This window comes from Paenibacillus sp. V4I3, assembly GCF_030817215.1.
Lineage (GTDB): Bacteria > Bacillota > Bacilli > Paenibacillales > NBRC-103111 > Paenibacillus_E.
Window position 1 is genome coordinate 6399435 of record NZ_JAUSZA010000001.1, and the last position, 18733, is coordinate 6418167.

The window sequence follows — 18733 nt, forward strand, 5'->3', positions numbered from 1 at the left end:
GCAAGCCTAATCCGCGAGTGACCACGGATTAAGCTTGCTTCCCCATTGCATAATCAACAATAATAACCTGCAAAGCTCCTTATTAGAGCTGTGTCCTCGTCAGACGTACATTCCGCTACCGTTTCAAATACCGATTGTAGGAATCTTGGTAAATCTTTGTTGCTTGATCAATGCCCATCCCCTGTATCGTCTTAACAAATTTATCATATTCGGTCATCGGCGTTTTCCCCATGATGAAACTGGTTTGCATCTCGTTTATGTAGGTGTTGACCTGACCCATAACGGAAGCAATGGTCTTCGATTCATCTTCGGTTGTTCGAATGGCCGGCAGCGTCAGTGATGAGTTGCCTTTCATCCATTCCGCATTTGCGTCCTTTTGTCCTTGAAAGGTCATCAGGGCGTCTAAATATTTGCTATCCTGATTGATCGGTCCATCCATAATCGACAACGAGTAAGTCGCAAGAGCTTGGTCGTAGGTTAAGCCTTTCGGGTTTTTCAAAATTTTGTCCGTAAACTTGATCGCATTGCCATCTTTCGTGTAGCTATCACCTTCAATTCCAAAATTAAACAAATCGTGTCCTTGCTGGCTATAGTTAAAGTCCATCCATTGCACGAGATACTTGATTTTATCCGCTTTGGCGCTGGATGTTATCGCTTCACCATACGAAAGTACTTTCTGGTTCAACGAGAACGTAGCGTATGTCTTGCCGTCTGGTCCTTTCGGCCATGGAGCGCCGGTAAGATCGAATTTGGCATCTTTCATCAGGTTGAAATATTTGGCCATACCGCTGAAAACGCCGCCATAAAAGGAACCGGCCACATTGTTCGTGACCTTATAGTCAAATGCTTTGCCGTCATTGGTCATGATTTCCGGATCGATTAAGCCTTCCGCGTACCATTTCTTCATCGTTTCCACGAAGTTCTTGTATTCCGGCTGAAGCGGACCGAAGGCAACCTTCCCGTCTTTCATTTCAAAACCGCCAAGAACGCCGAAGCCAGGTGAAAAATCTAACAACTTCGTCAGGTTGCCGGGACCCCAATTGCCGGTAAAAGGCAGTTCATCCGGCTTGCCGTTTCCATTCGGATCTTTCTCTTTGAAGGCTTTAAGTACGGTATACCACTCATCTATCGTTGTAGGTGTTTTCAGATTTAACTTTTCTAACCAATCTTTTCTCAAAATTAATCCAGAGGTTCCATTCAATTTAATCGCATCGAGTTTCAATAAAGGAAACATAAAGATGGTACCGTCATCCAACGAGATTTGCTTCTTCACATCCGGATCGGAGTTGATTATTTTTTTGAGATTAGGCGCATATTGATCGATGTAATCATTTAATTTAATAATTCTGCCGTCGGCCAGCATCTTTTCCGGACCGCCTGACGCATCGTTCCAGTTATAGTAAATAATATCCGGCAAGTCTTTGCTGGCAATCAACAGATTGAATTGGTCCTTTTGCTGACCGAGCGGTGGATGCGTGAAATTAACCTTCATTCCCGTCAATTCTTCTTTTTTCTTGTAAGCAGCTATTTCGCCGAAGTTTGCCAAAGAAGCGGTAAGCTTAGGATCGTTCGCCCGCCAGTAGTTGATGGTTAAAGGATCTTTCGTAATCGGCAAGGGGATCTCGGCCAAAGCTTTCTCCTTCACATCTGCGGGTTTCAGGGTACTTGGGCTTTCACCCGACTTTGAACACCCTGCAACCACACTTGCTGTAAAAATCACACTGCATAAGATGGGAACTATTTTCTTTTTCATGAAAAGACGCCTCCTTGAAATTAAGTTTTCTATTGTTTGACGGCACCGATTAAGGCACCTTGAACAAAGTACTTTTGGATAAACGGATAAATCATGAGGATAGGCAGGGTGGAAATAATAATCGTGGCATACTTGATGTTTTCGCCGATCGCAAAGCCCGTATCCGTACCGCCCCCCATTGCTTCCGTACTGTTGCTTAGCAGGATATCTCGCAGCACGATCTGTATGGGGTATAATTCTTGCTTTCTTAAGTACAGGAGAGGACTCATGAAGTCATTCCAATGATCAACAGCATAATAGAGCGTCATCACGGCAAGGATTGCCTTGGAAAGTGGTAAAATAATTTTAAATAAAATCGAAAAATCATTAGCCCCATCCAGTTTGGCAGATTCAATTAGGCTTATCGGAATATTTTCAAAACTGGTTCTCATGATGATAAAATAAAATGTGTTGATGGCCGCAGGAATGATCATAGCCCAACGGGTGTTGACGAGGTCTAAGCTTTGCACCAACAAGAAAGTCGGAATCATCCCTCCGCCAAAAAACATGGTGAAGGTGATGATCTTCATGAAAAACTTCCTACCGAATAAATCTGGTCTTGAAAGCGCATAAGCCGCAAACGATGTCATCAACAGATTAAAAAATGTGCCTACGACAACATAGAACAAGGTGTTCATATAGCCGGTATAGATCTTGGGATTATGAAACACACGTCCATACGCATCCCACTGAAAGCCTTTCGGCAGCAGCATCAAAGATTGGCTCCTCAAGAGCTCATTGGGATCGCTAACAGAAGAATTGAATACGTATAGGATCGGATATACCGATACAAGAATGATCAAGGATAGAACGGTAACATTCATCCAATCAAACAAATGTTCTCCAAATGTTCTTTTCATATGTTCACTCCCTTACCAGAGACTCGTAGCGTTGATTTTTCTGCTGATCGAATTCGCCACAATGAGCAGGGTAAAGTTAATTACGCCATTAAATAGACCGATAGCAGTGGAATATGTGTAATTCCCTTCCAGGATACCGGACCTGTATACGAAGGTGGAAATAACGTCAGACGTCTCATAGGTGGGAGCTGTTTGCATAAGTAGAATCTTTTGGAAATCCGCGTTCATGATAGCCCCGAAACGTAAAATCAACATAATAACGATCGTTGGCGCAATCCCGGGAAGAGTAATATGCAGCAGCTGTTTCCACCTGCCTGCCCCGTCCATTTTGACCGCTTCGTATAACTGGGAGTCAATATTGCTTAATGCAGCTAGAAAAATAATGGAAGCCCACCCTGCCCCTTGCCATACATTCGATAAAATATATAGCGGCCTGAACATATCCTTTTCTGCCAGGAACATGACCGGACCCAGATCGAAAAAACTGCGAATGACGTTAAATAAACCACCATCCAAGGAAGAAAAGGTCTTCAGCATACCGACTACCACGACGACGGAAATGAAGTGCGGTAAATAAGAAACGGTTTGAATGGTCCTTTTAAAAAACTTGCTTCTAATTTCATTTAATAATAAAGCAAGGATGATGGGTGCCGGGAAGCCGATCAGTATGCTGTACAGGCTTAAGATCAATGTATTTTTTAGCAATCTCCAGAAATAGAAGCTCTTGAAAAATAAGATGAAATTATCAAATCCAACCCAAGTGCCAGCTAATATTCCTTTTGTTGGGCTGTAGCTTTTATGAAAAGCCATCAGCAAACCATACATTGGTCCATAACTAAAGGTTAAGTAGTAGGCGAGCACTGGAATCAACATAATGTACAAATATTTGTTCCGCTGCCATTCCTTCTTCAAGAAGGAGAACCTGATACTTCGGCTCTCTACAGCCTTTGCTGCCAACTGATGATTGACTTCCATTCTCTGATCCTCCTTACACGATTGAGAATTAATGCCACTTTTTGGGTGAGAAGTTAAACAAAAAGCTCACCGAATCCGCCTTGGATTCGGCGAGCTTTCTTCCTGACATCATTATTTGCCGGATGAATGTTGAGAAACTAAAACGGCGGCTGTTTGGGTCGTTGTGTTTCCTGCTAAGTCAACAGCTGTATAAGTGATGGTGTATATGCGCCCATCTCCTTTACCTGATCTTTCAGCACGAAGCATGAATTCAGTATCCAATGTGCCGATCTGCTCGCCTTGAATGTCAACGGGCGTATCTCCATCACCTAACCCATTATCAGGCTCGTTGCTTGTGATGGATGTAAGTACGATGGAGGAGACTCCACTGTGGCTATCATTGGCGCTAACAGTCGCATTCACGGGAATTATTTGGTGATTTGGCGGCCACAAAGCAGTTTGATCCAAGACCAGATGTAATGTAGGTGCCGTTTTGTCTATTTTCACGATTACTGTATGTGGAGATTCAGCGTTACCTTTCTTGTCAACGCTCCAGTAAGAGAGAGTGTGCGTTCCCTCTACTGTGAGGATAATGGAAGTGCCTTGCTGCTCTGCACCGCCATCTACCGTGTAGTAGGTGCCTGCTACGCCGGCTACGCTGTCACTAACTTTTAGCGTTACCGTTACGTCTTTGTTCACCCAGCCCTCAGGCGCATCATCAGTAGTCACTGGCGGTAATACAGGTGCCGGCTCGTTCACAATCGTAAGATGCGGAGCAGCCGGTTCCTCCATGCCACTTCCAAGATAGAAGCTTGTATGAGGCGGTTGGTTGTATCCGGTATTTTGCCAAGCGACCCCTAAGCGGTAAATCGGATCATGCATCAGTGTACGAAGTCGTGTATTGGTCAAAGTGGTAGTTGTATAAATGCGTAATTCTGAGCTGTCTGTGTTTCTCCATACAATTTCTTCACGCCAATCGCCGAACAGGTCGGCCTGCAGGTTCGGTGTCGCTTTTGTTCCGTTGTTTGACAACGCCTCTTCAGCTGTAAACAATCGGTTCGTCGTATGGTTTACATAGTCCCATTTATCAACATGGTTGGCGTCCAACAGTTCGCGGTTCAGGTCGCCGTCCCACCAGATGCCGAAGTTCGTGGAGCCAGGAATGGTTGTGCTGATCAATTCACCTTTGGCGCTGTAAAGACCTGAGAGAGGAATATGCTGAGCATTCGTTATTGTTGCAGCCCATACTTCTTCACCCAAGTAGTTCGGATCGATGTCTGCTGACATGCCGCGTCCGGTATCAATTCCCGTCCAAACGCCCCAAAGAATTTCGCCCGTTTTCGCATCCCGAAAGTCTAGCCCATAAGGAGAATCTAGATGCTCATGCACATTAAAGAATTCTAGCCCCGGTCTAGAAGGGTCCAGGTCACCTAGATGCTGCGCGTCCCCGTGACCGAGTCCGGTGTTGTAGAGCGGTGTACCATCATCATCGATGGCCATGGCCCCGAACGTGATCTCATCCTTGCCGTCGCCATCTACGTCGCCGATGGACAAGTTATGATCTCCTTGTGCTGTATAAGCTGCGCCAAGACCTTCATCATTCGTATCGAAACGCCATTTTTTCGTCAATGCGCCATTCTTGTAATCGTAAGCTACAATCACCGTTCTCGTATAATAGCCACGGCTGACAATCAAGCTCGGATGCTCGCCATCAAGGTAAGCAACTGCTGCCAGGAAACGGTCCACCCGGTTGCCATAAAGGTCGCCCCAATCCGAAACGACTCCGCGAGGCGGATCGTAATCCGTCGTTGCGATTGCTTTTCCGGTCAAACCATTAAAAACGGTTAAGTATTCAGATCCTTCCAGCACATAACCACTGCTGTTCCGGTGATCGGCTGTTGCATCACCAATAGCAATGCCTGTTCCGTCAATCGTGCCATCGGCTGTTTTGAACGTGACTTCCGCTTTGCCGTCGCCATCCAGATCATAGACCTGGAACTGCGTGTAATGCGCTCCAGCGCGAATGTTCGGTCCAAGGTCGATACGCCACAGGCGAGTACCGTCCATCTTGTAGGCATCGATGTAAACGTTGCCGGTATATCCAGCCTGAGAGTTATCTTTGGAGTTGGACGGATCCCACTTCACGATCAACTCGTACGTGCCGTCGCCATCCACATCGCCGACACTGGTGTCGTTCGCGCTGTAGTTATAGGCTTCTCCGGATTTCGTGATGCCGCCCTCCGGCTTCTGGAGTGGTATGGCCATATCATTGTTTTGCCATACAGATGCTTCTTTCGAAGCCACTTTCTCACTACCGCCGATAACGGTTTTCAGAAGATAAACAGACGTATCCGATCCCGCTTCATCGAGCAGATTTGTTGCGCCTGTAATCGGTTCTGCGTTTACTTTGACACCGCTGCGGTACAGATTGAATGCGATATTAGATGGGTCTGTGCCAAGCATTTTCCAGCCTACATAGACACCATTATCCTGTTTGACCGCTACAAGCGCGCGATCGAGATATTCAGCTTGCCGATTCAGTACGGTTACGACTGGCGTTGCCAGCGTTTCGGACTGCCCGGATACTCCGCCTGCGCTTACGGCTGAAACTTTGTAATAGTAAGGGATCGTCGTAAGCACTGACGTATCTGTATAGCTGGATTGACTGGCTTTGCCAATCAACTCAAAGGTGCCATTGTTAGACTCAGCACGGTAAATGTTATACGTTTTGGCTCCTGCGACCGCATCCCAGCTGATGGTAAGATCGTTCTTGTTCACCGTTCCCACGTGAAGATTGACAGGTATTGCAGGAATTGGAACATTGGGATCAATCATGGATACTGTGAGAGATGTGGATGGACCGGTTTCCGTTGAGGCCAAGTCCACTGTTGTCACTTGGTATACGTACTCCATCCCCACATCAACGGTGCTATCAACGTAAGCGCTCGTTGTTGAGCTGCCCAGCAGCTGGAATTTCGACGTACCGCTAACCTTGCGGTAAACATTATATTTCGCGACGTCCTCTACCCCGGTCCACGACAGAGAAACGGAAGGACTTTCCGGGTCTGTGTTCTTCGCATCGATTTTCAGAGCTGTAGGCGCCATTAAAATCGGTGTAATTTCCAAACCATTTACGATCGCGGTTGCACCGCCGAACTTGAAGTTCATTTGTCCATCACTAACGGAAGTCTGTGAAATAATCTTTTCGACAACGGATTTATTGCCCGCCGTTACGGTCCCATAGTCCGTACCTTCGATGGCAACAGTCGTTCTTGCACTTCCAAGATAATCGCCAACGTATAGCTTAACGGAATAAAGACCGTTCGGCATATCCACCATAAACTCCCAGCCGACATTGAAATAGCCGAGCCAATCACGGAGCAGGTCCGTACCGGCAGCACGATCACGTCCAATCATGCCTGTCGGGTCCTTGATGCCATAGCCTTTCTCCGCCGTGTATTTGGAAGAAAGGTTAACGCCGGTATAGCCATCTTGAACCGGCGAGGATGCTAAACCGAAATCGAACTTGATCGTCGCGTGCTTCGTTTTGATGACGACGACATCTGACTGCTCGGACTCCCCTTTGCCGTTAACTGCTGTAACAACTACATCATAGGTTTGCCCTTCCGTCATACCTTGAATCGTAGTCGTCGGAACGGTCGACGTACCCACTAAGACGTAATTGGTGTCAGATGCTGACTTTCTATAAATCTTATAAATATCCGCACCATCTACTGTATTCCATGTCAATACAGCTCCTGCATTGCTCACACTGCTTGCCACTACACCGATTGGCTTCGATGGGACTGCAGCAGGCGGCGCAATATCCGTGACATAAGCGGAAAGTGGAATGTTCAGGTCCTTAATCCCGCCTGACAGAAGACGCGCGATTTGGATTGCGCCATATTCCTGGAAGTGCGTATCGTCCGCATTACCGCTCGGGAAGGCGGTGTAAGTACCTACAGGTACATGGAGGAAGACCGCAAGCGTTCCAATTGGACCAATGGTGTCATAGTACGCACGGCTTAAAGCGCTGAGATCCGCGAGTTTTACATTCATTTCTTGTGCCAGTTCTTTCATAGCAGCTACATAGGTCGGGAAGCTGACATTGAAGATACCGGTTGTCGCGTTAAAGTCCCTGCGGCCGACAGGCGTTACCAGAATCGGTATAGCTCCACGCTGCCTAGCGCCATTGATATACGTCTTTAGATAATTTTTATAATCCTCGGGAGATGCATACCGTTCTGGAACGGAGATTGTCGCATCATTATGACCGAATTGAATCAAGAAGTAGTCATTCGGCTTGATCGCCCGCAAAATGTTATCCAAACGGCCTTCCGTGAGGAACGTTTTGCTGCTTCGGCCACCGATGGACTGGTTGCTGAAGGTTATATCGGAAGTGAAGTAGCGGGAAATCATCTGCCCCCAACCGGCTTGAGGCTTCCAATAGGAATCGTAGGTCTGCACCGTAGAATCCCCTGCGATATAAACCGTAGGCATTTCACCAGCCACCCGATCCGCTAGCTTTGAAATGACAAGCCCATTAATTTTGGGCGCAGAACCCGAGAAGCTGATATTCAACTGACCATCAACCAGGGCGGCTTCGAACGTCTGCTCCAAATATTCACCAGCTGCCTTAGACGTGAGCGCAATTTTGTTTGCCGTCATTCCTTCTACGGAAACAGCTACTTCAGTTGCCGCATTGGCATCACCTGCCGTAACCGTAACAGCGTAATCCCCGTTTGGCAGATCCACATTGAAGGAGGTGCCAGCCGGCATTAGGTAATCGGATTTCAATAGATCCGATGTGCCGCTGTTACCAGAGCTGACGAGCGAAGGATTGGCAAATCCGTATTTCAGCTGGGCTGTGTAGGCCACTGGAGCCGTTATACCGAAATAGCCGTCAGCTACGGCCCCAGGACCGAAGTCTAATTTCAACGGCAGTCCGGACGGAAGCACATTAGGCGCAGCAAATACCGTGCTTGCTGCCACGCTCGAGGCTTCAGATACTCCTGCCGCATTCGTTGCTTTTACCTGATAGTAGTGAACAGCCGAAGTGTCGGCCGTAGAATCTGTGTACGTTGTCGATGTTACCTTGCCGAGCTCGGTGTAAATTCCGGCAGCAGAATCCGAACGGAATACCGTATAACCCGTTGCTCCATTCGATGCTGACCATTGCAAGGAAACTTTGTCCGAAGTGACACCGCTTACAATCAAGTTCGAAGGAGGGGCAGGAATTGTTGCTGTTTGTACTATTTCCGCCGTTACAGAACTGCTTGCTGCAGATTCAAGACCACCTGCACCCAGAGCAGTTACTTGATAGGAATATGTATTTCCTGCAGAAACGGCCGTATCGGTATAAGAATTTACCATCACTTGTTTGATAAAATCATAATTCGTGACGCTATTCGTCGCACGGTACACGTTGTAATAGACCGAATCCGTTACACTGCTCCAACCAAGTGATACGGAGGCTGCACCAGGAGTGGAATTAATATTGGTTACAGCGAGTGATTGAGGAGCCGAAGGTGCCGTCGCCACTGGCACCTGTTCAATGACGAGACCGTTCAAATAACCAGCGCCTGTGCCGCTGTAGCCTGTAGTGATGCCAACTGTCAATTGGCCATCAGTTACCGTGGTGCTGTAGGTTGCTTGTGCAATAGCTACCTTCGTTGAAATCGTCCCTTTCGTCGCCCCTTCGAGAGCAACCGTCGTTTTCGTTGTGGACGTACCTGCGAGCAGATCGCCTGAATAAACCGTCACGTTATAATTGCCGTTCGGCACATCCGCTAAGAACGTGAAGGGTGTTCCCAAAATAAAATCGTTCGTCAAATCCGTGCCGCCTGATCGATTCCTAGAGGCTCCTGCTGGCAGTGCTGTTTCAAGCCCATATCCCCGTTCCTGCGTATAGGTCAACTGATCATGAACTTGATTATAGCCTGCCATGACCGGACTGCTCGCAGGACCGAAATCAAATTTCTTTACTAACGCCTCTGCTGCATGGGCAGTAGATTCACCATAAGGCAGAGTTGGGAGCATATTGTAAGAAATCATGAGACCACACAATAGAGTTGCTACTATTCGACTTGCTCTCATTTTCATAATACTAAGTCCTCGCCTTCTATGTGTTTTTTCTTCTCCTATGATGCCTGTTCACGTCGCGTAACGTCTCACCTCCACCCCGTTGGGAATGTTTTCCTCTTCACATCATAGATGGTTTTTTTCTTCTTTCCCATGTAAAAAAACGTTCTCTTTGTTTAAAAAACAGATATTTTGAATGCGCTTCCAAAATGACATGACTTATTTAATACATTTTATTTTACTTCTGTACTGTTTCAATCCATCCCAATACCCCCATTTGCATCCTCGACATTTCTTAGGTTGCCTAGGTTATATTTCAATGCTCATATATTTCCCCCTGTCGAGACCGTAAGCGTATACATAATTGTCGAACGTATTCCACGCTGAATTTTGTCCATAATCGAGGAACATAATCGTAGTAAACGTATGATTGTTAAACATTGGAGCCGTTGTGTTCCATGTCCAAGTCGAACCGTGATCTGTCGATTTCGCGATCGTCGCATTCGGAGCGTCATTGAAGTCAAGGTTTAAGTCCTGCACGGCCAGATAGATTTCTCCGTTCACGCACACCATCCCGGTTGGCTTGCGGTTGTAAGTGCCACTTGTGTTCCAAATTTGTCCAACAGCATTATTGCTGGCAAGCGTCGCACCGCTAAGGCTGCCAATGCTGCCGGAAATACGATTAACAGCGATGTCAGGGTTCGGTGGCGCAGGCGGTATGCTGTTTGGGGATGTCGATCCGAGCGTAAAGCCTTTTCCGTCTCCGTTGGCCGCATATAGATGGCCGTCATCACCCCAGCAAGATGCCCACAAATCGCCTTGAGAAGCCGTGTTGACCGTATCCGACGACTCGTTCGATGAAGTGGAGAAAAAAGTGCTGTCCTGCGGCACAACAGCATGCGCCGGTAATGACGGCGAACTTGTAAGCATCCAGCAAGTAGCCACTGAAACCAGAATTACGAATTTGCTTTTTTTCCTAAATATCTTCATAAGCCACCTTCTCCTTTAAAATGCTCTCGAATTTTCTGCTAAAATTCTATTCTCCAGTCTTTCATCGACTGGACATGAACCACCTCCATCCGGTTACCGCAGCTAGGCCTTGTCTACTTTGTTAATGTTATCAGACTAATCCCATATTTTCTTTGTTGGTATTTGTTATTCATTATCCATTCTTGCTATTCACGCATTTAATATTGTCGTTGTGGGTAATCACTTTTCATGGCAATAATATAATACGGTTTTAGCTCATATACTCCTATTGATATCATAAGGATGTAGGGATGTGATGCCTTTGTATATATATGTCACTGAGCATGGGGATACTTTAAGAAAAATTGCCGACAAATATAATTGTGAACTAGAAAATCTCCTGTCACTTAACCCTTATATTTCCAATTTAGATTTAGATTTGTCTGCAGATGTTCAAATAAAACTGCCGCTGTTACATGTGAGGAGGATCAATGATGCCGCTGTTTCGTGCCCTCCCGAACCATCAGGCACCCCTTTGGATCAATGGATTCCCCTGACTTCCATAGAGCAAATGGTGCAGACTGATTATGATGTGCTTATCATCGGCAGTGGAGCGGGCGGTGGGGCCGCTCTATGGAGATTATGCGAGCAATGGGGGCAAAACGGCAAGAAGATCGGAATGATCGAGGCCGGAGACTTGCAATTGCCTACGCATGCATTTAATTTGCCTACTTTAGATGAACAACGTGCTTTAGAATACTGGGAACGTATTGCGGAAAGACCGGGAAAGCGTTGGCCGGATTATCCAGGTACAAAAATGGTAAAAGCCTTAGGCGGTAGAACCCTTTTATGGTATCTGTTTTCTCCCCGCTTCAACCCTTCGGCTTTCCGTTCTTGGCCTATCACTTATAAGGATCTTATACCCTATTATCAGATATCAGAAAGAATAATGAATATAAGTAGTAACTATACCAAAGGATCCTCACTGCAGGAAATGCTTCTCGATCGTCTTCTTATGGGCGGATTTCCAGAGGCAACTGATATACGTATGGCAGCTGATCTTATAGGGACGAAATATGGGCAGGTTCATTCGAATGTCTTTTTCAGTTCCATTATCTTTCTTGCATATGCCTTGAATATCCGAAAATTCGATTTGGCTGTAAATACGAGGGCCATACAGATTTTAACCGAAAATGGAAAAGCTGCAGGCGTCAAAGTCATGACTTCCGACAAAAGATCGTATACCTTAAAAGCCAGGAAGATCATCGTCTCGGCTAGCACATGGGAAACCCCGCGCCTTCTGCTAAATTCAAATATCCCGAACGAAGCCATTGGGAGATATATCGTGCATCACCCCGAGTATGTGGCAAATGGATTCCTAAACAGGGATCAATTCCCAGAGGTTCTTGGCGTTGCCACTATCGTCGTTCCGGGCTCATCTGAGCGAAATTATCAACTCATAGGTTTTTCCGATTTTTTTTATCATTACACGGAAAGGCCGCTGCTGAAAACAGCTCGGATTGTAGTGAAGAATTACGGCATCGTGGAGCCGCGGTTTGAAAATCATGTCAGCCTCGACCCATTAGAACGGGATGCTTACGGCGTGCCTCTGCTAAATATTCAGTTTTCCCACAGCGATAAGGATCGGGCTCTTCTTCACGAAATGTACGATTCCCTATTAGCTTTTTCTGCAACAATGGGACTATCTCTGGAAAGCCCGCCCTTGATGAGTCCTACCGGTTATGACAATCATGAATGCGGCACGTGCCGAATGGGCGATGATCCCGCTACTTCTGTAACCAACCGCTTCGGTCAAGTCCATGGCATATCCGGCCTTTATATAGCAGATAACAGCGTCGTGAATCTGTCTTCCCCGGCCAATCCGACGCTAACGACGATCGCTTTGGCCATGCGTACAGCCGATTACATCATCGAGCAAATGAAATAAAGCGTCTATGCTGCCTGAAAGGAGCACGATCGAATTGTCGGAAAACCAACGATCTTTGAAATCGTTTCATATTGTGTTTATTGCTGCCGAAGTCGAATATGATTCCGAACATTCCTTATCTGAAATCGCCAGAGAGGCGCAGCGGCTCGGGGCTCGGACGACATTGTTAACGGCTTATCCGTCTCCTGCAAATCCGGCTAATATTCCAGGGTTGGAAGTACTTGCCGACGCGGATTTAGCCGTGTTCTTTATCCGTTATCGCACTTTGCCCGAAGAGCAGTTCCGTCATATTCGGGATTATATTGAACGAGGTAAACCGATCATTGGATTTCGCACCAGCACGCATGGATTTCTGTATCCGAAAGGTCATCCCCTTGAAATATGGAATAAAAAGTTTGGCATTGACGTGTTGGGAGCTCCATGGATAAAGCATTACGCCTATACATCAGGTACGGATGTATTCGTGGAACCTGGAGCGAGACTGGATCCAATTTTAAACGGGGTTCCGGATAAATTCCATGTACGATCATGGTTATATGTTGTTTTGCCGTATCCGCCAAAAGGATCGAAAATATTGCTTTGGGGACAGTCCGTCGATCCGGAATTCAAACCGGAGCCAGGTGCCGAGATCAATCCCGTGGCATGGACTTGGAGCAATTATGCCGGGGGACGCACCTTCATGACGACGATGGGACATCCCGAGGACTTTCAAGTCCCCGCTTTCCGTAAGCTCGTGATGAACGCTATTTATTGGGCGTTAGGTGTAAATCCGAGTTTGGATCGGACGGAATTGCAAGGCAGAGTACCCATTCAAAGCGGTAGTGATGCCCGCCCCCCTGCGTCTCTCCCAAAGAAAGTGCCATGGATTCCCTTGACTCCGGCCGAGAAAATGGCACAAACCGATTATGATGTGCTCATCGTCGGCAGCGGGGCTGGCGGCGGGGCTGCTCTTTGGAGATTATGCGAGCAATCAAAAAAAAGCGGTTTGCGGATCGGCATGATCGAGGCCGGAGATCTATTATTGCCGACCCATGCACATAATTTGCCTACATTCGATCAAACACGGTTTGATCAATATATAGAGAGTCCGCCATATGTAGAACCTGTGGGGAATTTATGGCCGGATTATCCGGGTGCGCGAATATTCAGAGCTCTAGGCGGTAGAACCCTGCATTGGTATTTAATGAGTCCCCGTTTCCGGCCTGAAGAATTTATTAACTGGCCGATTTCCTATCAAGAACTACTTCCCTATTACCTTATCGCTGAACAAATCATGAATGTAACCGGGCAATATACGGAAGGTTCTGCTCTCCAGGAAACGCTTCTTCATCGTCTAAGATTTGGCGGATTTTCAGATGCGACGAGTATTCCTTTAGCTGTTGACCTGAATGTTACTCGATATGGGCAAGTCCATTCGAATGTCTTTTTTAGTTCCATTATATTTTTAGCATATGCTCTAAACAAAAGACCTTTTGATCTGGCTGTAAATACGCGTGCCGTGCAGGTTCTCACCGAAAGCGGAAGAGCCGCAGGTGTGAAAGTAGTTACTTCGGACTACCAGGCCTATACCATCAAAGCGAAAACGGTCATCCTTTCCGCCAGTACGTTTGAAACGCCGCGAATTTTATTGAATTCCCATATACCTGGAGAAGCCATCGGTAAATATTTGGTGAATCATCCATCTGTTTTAGCGTACTCAAAAATAAACCGCAATCAATTTCCCGAAGTATTGGGAAATGCCGCAATCATGGTTCCAAGCTCTGTAGAACGGAAACATACATTTTTCATTTTAGGAACAGATCCCGTGAATTACTGGTGGTACCATTATGAAGAAAGAAAGCTTCTGGATGAACTGAGGTTCAGAATGCTCGGCTTGACAACCATGGAGCCGCGAGTTGACAATCATGTCAGTCTTGACCTGAGCAAACTAGATTCATACGGCATGCCTTTATTGAAGGTGCAATTTTCTTACAGTACTCAGGATCAGGCCAAAATCCGTGAATTGACGACTACCATTCATGCTGCTGCCAAAGCCACGGGACTGGAATTTTACGAAAATCCTTGCCTCCTGCCTCCCGGTTTAGATAATCATGAAGCAGGAACGTGCCGAATGGGTGATGACCCCGCTACATCGGCAACAAACAGGTATGGGCAAATCCACGGTGTACCTGGTCTTTATGTGGCAGATAACAGCGTTCTTTCTCTTACTGGCGCTGCGAACCCGACACTTACAACCGTTGCTTTAGCGATTCGCACCGCGGATTATATCCTGGGGCAAACTTAGAATTTTACTGGCGAAAAACTCAGAGGAGGATGACAGTGTTTAATCTCCCTATTCATATCAAAACTTATCGGATGTCCGGACCCAGGTTGAATGTGTTTTACCCGGCCATCGTGGAACTATCGGATAGTGCCATGCAGCAGCAGATCAATCAACTCATTGTGGGTGAAGTTAACCGACAGATCCATCAGCAGGGATATCCGCAAAATCCGAAAGGATTGTCCGGTTATTATGAAATAAAAACGAATGAGCGAGGTGTATTCAGCTTATCTTTATACAATGAGTCATACACTAGTCATGCTCACAGATGGACGCTGCAAAACTCGCTTACCATTGATGTACAAACCGGAAAGTTATACACCTTGCAAGATTTATTCGTTCACGGTGTCGACTATGTGAAAAGCGTGTCCGAAATCATCGGGCAACAGATCAAAGATCGTCGTATTCCATTACAGTCCGAATTTAAAGGAATAAGGCCCGATCAAGATTTTTATATCGCCGATAAAGCTCTGGTCGTTTTTTTTCAACTCGAAGAAATCACAGCATATGTATACGGATTCCAATATTTCCCGATTTCAGTCTATGAGATTCAGAATATTATTAATGAGCAGCCTCTTGGTACAATGATGTATTAGGGAGTCTGTTAACCCCTATATTGAAAACATCTGGATAAAGGAAGTGATGCCACTTGCATATCTATGTCACTGATCATGGGGATACTCTGAGGAAAATTGCCGACAGATACTATTGTGATTTAGAAGCCCTCCTATCTCTCAATCCGCATATTCCCAGCACCGATTTGATTATAGTTGCGGATGTTCAAATACAACTGCCCGCCCCGCTGTTACATGTACGGAAGATCCATGATGACGTTGTTTCACGTCCTCCCGATTCATCAGGCCCTCCTTTGGATCAATGGATTCCCCTAACTTCAATCGAGCAAATGGCGAAGACCGATTATGATGTGCTTATTATCGGCAGCGGGGCTGGCGGTGGAGCTGCTCTTTGGAGACTATGTGAACAATGGGGGCAAAACGGCAAGCGGATCGGGATGATCGAGGCCGGCGATCTGTTATTGCCGACCCATGCGTTTCATATACCCACATTTGACGAACAGCGCGCACTCGAATACGTGGAGCTGGTTACGGATCAAGTCGGAGAAAGATGGCCGGATTTTCGAAGCGCGAAAATAGTCAGAGGGTTAGGCGGAAGAACCCTGATATGGTACGGCTGGTCCCCCCGTTTTGATCCTTCTGCGTTCAGAACATGGCCAATCACCTATAAGGATCTTGCTCCCTATTATCTGATCGCAGAAAAAATAATGAATGTGACCACCAACTATACCAAAGGTTCCGCTCTGCAGAAAATACTTATCGAACGCCTTCTTACGGGCGGTTTTCCTGAGGCAACAGATGTTCCGCTCTCCACCGATCTAGAAGGTACGAAGTACGGGCAGGTCCATTCGAATGTTTATTTCAGTTCCATTGATTTCCTTGCACATGCCTTAAATATTCGAAAATTCGATCTGTCTGTTAATACACGCGCCGTGCAAATTTTAACGGAACAAGGAAAAGCTGTAGGCGTCAAGGTCATGACCTCAGATAAAAAAACGTATACGCTGAGTGCTAAGACAATCGTCGTCTCCGCCAGCACCTGGGAAACCCCGCGCCTTCTGCTTAATTCCAATATCCAAGGCGAAGCAATCGGAAAATATTTGGTTTTCCATCCTGTATTCGAGGGAAATGGAACCGTTGACCGAGATGTATTCCCAGAGGTATTTGGTGTTGCCACTGTCTTTGTTCCGGGTTCGGCTGAGCGAAATTATCAGCTCCAGATCTTCTCCGATTATTGGTATGACTATAAAGAAAGACCTCTTCTGAAAAAGGAGCCTTTGGAAGTACACGGTTACGGAGTCGTGGAACCGCGGGCCGACAATTACGTCAGCCTTGATCCGGTTCAGCGGGATGCTTACGGCGTACCTAATATTAACGTACAGTTTTCCTACAGCGATAAGGATCAGGCACTTCTTCGCGACATGCACGCTTCCCTGTCAGCCTTCACCTCCGCGGCGGGTTTATCACTGGATAGCCCACTCCAGCTGCGCCAGCCCGGAAAAGACAATCACGAGGCGGGAACATGCCGTATGGGGGACAACCCGGCTACTTCCGTCACTAACCGCTATGGTCAAGTGCATGGCATTGCTGGTCTTTACATAGCCGATATGAGTGTATTGAATCTTACTTCACCGTCCAATCCGACGCTAACCGCTGTCGCTTTAGCCATTCGTACAACAGATCATATCGTCGAACAAATGAAATAGATCATCTATTTTGTCTGAAGGGAGGGCGATTAAATTGACCGAAAACAGCGATGCTCGTACTTATTCGTCACAGCCTGCTAAGGTACCGTGGATTCCCTTGACTCCGCTCGAGAAAATGGCTCAAACCAATTATGATGTGCTTATTGTCGGCAGCGGTGCTGGAGGCGGGGCCGCACTCTGGAGATTAATCGAACAATCGAAACATAACGGCATGCGGATCGGTATGATCGAGGCCGGGGATCTCATGCTACCGACCCATGCTCATAATTTGCCTACTTTCGATCAAACGCGGTTTACTCAATTTATAGAAAGTCCCCGCCATACCGAACCAATCGGGAAATTATGGCCGGATTATCCGGGGGCGAGAATATTTAGAGCTTTAGGCGGAAGAACCCTTCATTGGTATTTAATGTGTCCCCGTTTGCTGCCCGAAGAAATCAAATCTTGGCCGATTTCCTATCAAGAACTAGTTCCCTATTACCTTACCGCTGAACAGATCATGAATGTAACCGGTGCATACGCAAAGGGATCCGCCCTTCAGGAAAAACTTCTCCATCGCCTTCGCTTCGGCGGATTTCCGGATGCCATTGACCTTCCTCTGGCTGTTGACCTTGATGTTACCCGGTATGGTCAGCTCCATTCGAATGTCTTTTTTAGTTCCATTATATTTATGGCTTACGCTCTCAATATTAAGCCCTTTGATCTGGCTGTAAAAACGCGGGCTGTACAGGTTATCACCGAGAGAGGAAGAGCCGCAGGCGTTAAGGTGGTTACTTCCGACAGTAAAACCTGCAACATCAGAGCTAAGACGGTAATCCTTTCCGCCAGTACCTTTGAAACGCCGCGTATTTTGCTAAACTCCAATATTCCCGGAGAAGCCATCGGCAGATATTTGGTGAACCAACCGACAGTCGTTGCGAAAGCAAAAATAAACCGCAATCAATTTCCCGAAGTGTTGGGAAATGCGGCTATTATGGTTCCAAGTGCTGCAGATCGGAAATATATGTTCTTCACTTTAGGGACTGATCCTTTAGAGTACTGGTGGTACCATTATGAAGAAAGAAAACTTCTTGACGAACTAAGACTTGGATTTTTCGGCTTGGCGACCCTCGAACCGCGATTTGAAAACCATGTCAGCCTCGACCCTACCCGACGTGATTCATTCGGAGTACCTTTATTAAAGGTGCAATTTTCGTACAGTTCTCAAGATAAGGCCGTTATCCGCGAGCTGACGGCTTCCATTCGAAGTGCTGCCGCAGCAATGGGGCTGGGTTTTTACGAAAACCCTAGTCTCCTACCTCCCGGTCTGGACAATCATGAGGCGGGAACGTGCCGATTGGGCGATGATCCCGCCACCTCGGCAACAAACCAGTATGGGCAAATACACGGCGTACCCGGTCTCTATGTGGCCGATAACAGCGTATTGCCGCTTACCGGAGCAGCTAACCCGACATTGACAACCGTTGCTTTAGCGATTCGAACAGCGGATTATATCCTTTCGCAATATCATGAATGAGCAGCCTCTTGG

General features: G+C 46.7%; 10 protein-coding genes. 5 read left to right on the forward strand and 5 right to left on the reverse strand.

The window, feature by feature from the left end; translation table 11 throughout:
- Positions 1 to 115 precede the first annotated feature (115 nt).
- From QFZ77_RS29655 to QFZ77_RS29675, 5 genes are all read right to left on the reverse strand, one after another.
- The gene (locus QFZ77_RS29655) at positions 116 to 1753 is read right to left on the reverse strand and encodes a type 2 periplasmic-binding domain-containing protein (RefSeq protein WP_307445132.1); all 1638 of its coding nucleotides are present in this window, start codon (positions 1751 to 1753) and stop codon (positions 116 to 118) included.
- A gap of 29 nt (positions 1754 to 1782) precedes the next feature.
- Positions 1783 to 2652 carry a carbohydrate ABC transporter permease gene (locus QFZ77_RS29660; RefSeq protein WP_307445134.1) on the reverse strand — a complete coding sequence of 290 codons (870 nt, stop codon included), beginning with the start codon at positions 2650 to 2652 and terminating at the stop codon, positions 1783 to 1785.
- A gap of 12 nt (positions 2653 to 2664) precedes the next feature.
- Positions 2665 to 3627, reverse strand: a complete 963-nt coding sequence (locus QFZ77_RS29665; RefSeq protein WP_307445137.1) for an ABC transporter permease — start codon at positions 3625 to 3627, stop codon at positions 2665 to 2667.
- A gap of 111 nt (positions 3628 to 3738) precedes the next feature.
- Positions 3739 to 9708, reverse strand: coding sequence for a rhamnogalacturonan lyase family protein (locus tag QFZ77_RS29670; RefSeq protein ID WP_307445140.1), 5970 nt, complete (start codon positions 9706 to 9708; stop codon positions 3739 to 3741).
- A 288-nt stretch (positions 9709 to 9996) separates the two neighbouring features.
- A complete protein-coding gene (locus QFZ77_RS29675; RefSeq protein WP_307445142.1) occupies positions 9997 to 10677 on the reverse strand; it encodes a glycoside hydrolase family 183 protein in 681 nt (226 codons plus the stop codon).
- Positions 10678 to 10972: 295 nt separating this feature from the next.
- Between QFZ77_RS29675 and QFZ77_RS29680 the strand changes: the two genes are divergently transcribed.
- The 5 genes from QFZ77_RS29680 (at position 10973) to QFZ77_RS29700 (ending at position 18721) form a co-directional block, all read left to right on the forward strand.
- Positions 10973 to 12604, forward strand: a complete 1632-nt coding sequence (locus QFZ77_RS29680) for a GMC oxidoreductase (protein ID WP_307445144.1) — start codon at positions 10973 to 10975, stop codon at positions 12602 to 12604.
- A gap of 34 nt (positions 12605 to 12638) precedes the next feature.
- Entirely contained in the window at positions 12639 to 14888 is a 2250-nt protein-coding gene (locus QFZ77_RS29685; protein WP_307445148.1) for a GMC oxidoreductase, read from the forward strand.
- A gap of 29 nt (positions 14889 to 14917) precedes the next feature.
- On the forward strand, positions 14918 to 15520 hold the full coding sequence (locus tag QFZ77_RS29690) for a DUF3298 and DUF4163 domain-containing protein (RefSeq protein WP_307445151.1): 603 nt from the start codon (positions 14918 to 14920) through the stop codon (positions 15518 to 15520).
- Positions 15521 to 15792: 272 nt separating this feature from the next.
- Positions 15793 to 17205 (forward strand): GMC oxidoreductase, encoded by a 1413-nt coding sequence (locus QFZ77_RS29695; RefSeq protein ID WP_307445154.1) that lies wholly within the window; start codon positions 15793 to 15795, stop codon positions 17203 to 17205.
- 34 nt (positions 17206 to 17239) lie between these two features.
- Complete coding sequence (locus QFZ77_RS29700; protein WP_307445157.1) at positions 17240 to 18721, forward strand: GMC oxidoreductase; 1482 nt, start codon at positions 17240 to 17242, stop codon at positions 18719 to 18721.
- Positions 18722 to 18733: the final 12 nt, after the last annotated feature.

Excerpts from the sequence above, each read along its gene's own strand:
- QFZ77_RS29655 (WP_307445132.1), bottom strand. The coding sequence starts at position 1,753 with ATGAAAAAGAAAATAGTTCCCATCTTATGCAGTGTGATTTTTACAGCA.
- QFZ77_RS29660 (WP_307445134.1), bottom strand. The coding sequence starts at position 2,652 with ATGAAAAGAACATTTGGAGAACATTTGTTTGATTGGATGAATGTTACC.
- QFZ77_RS29665 (WP_307445137.1), bottom strand. The coding sequence starts at position 3,627 with ATGGAAGTCAATCATCAGTTGGCAGCAAAGGCTGTAGAGAGCCGAAGT.
- QFZ77_RS29670 (WP_307445140.1), bottom strand. The coding sequence starts at position 9,708 with ATGAAAATGAGAGCAAGTCGAATAGTAGCAACTCTATTGTGTGGTCTC.
- QFZ77_RS29675 (WP_307445142.1), bottom strand. The coding sequence starts at position 10,677 with ATGAAGATATTTAGGAAAAAAAGCAAATTCGTAATTCTGGTTTCAGTG.
- QFZ77_RS29680 (WP_307445144.1), top strand. The coding sequence starts at position 10,973 with ATGCCTTTGTATATATATGTCACTGAGCATGGGGATACTTTAAGAAAA.
- QFZ77_RS29690 (WP_307445151.1), top strand. The coding sequence starts at position 14,918 with ATGACAGTGTTTAATCTCCCTATTCATATCAAAACTTATCGGATGTCC.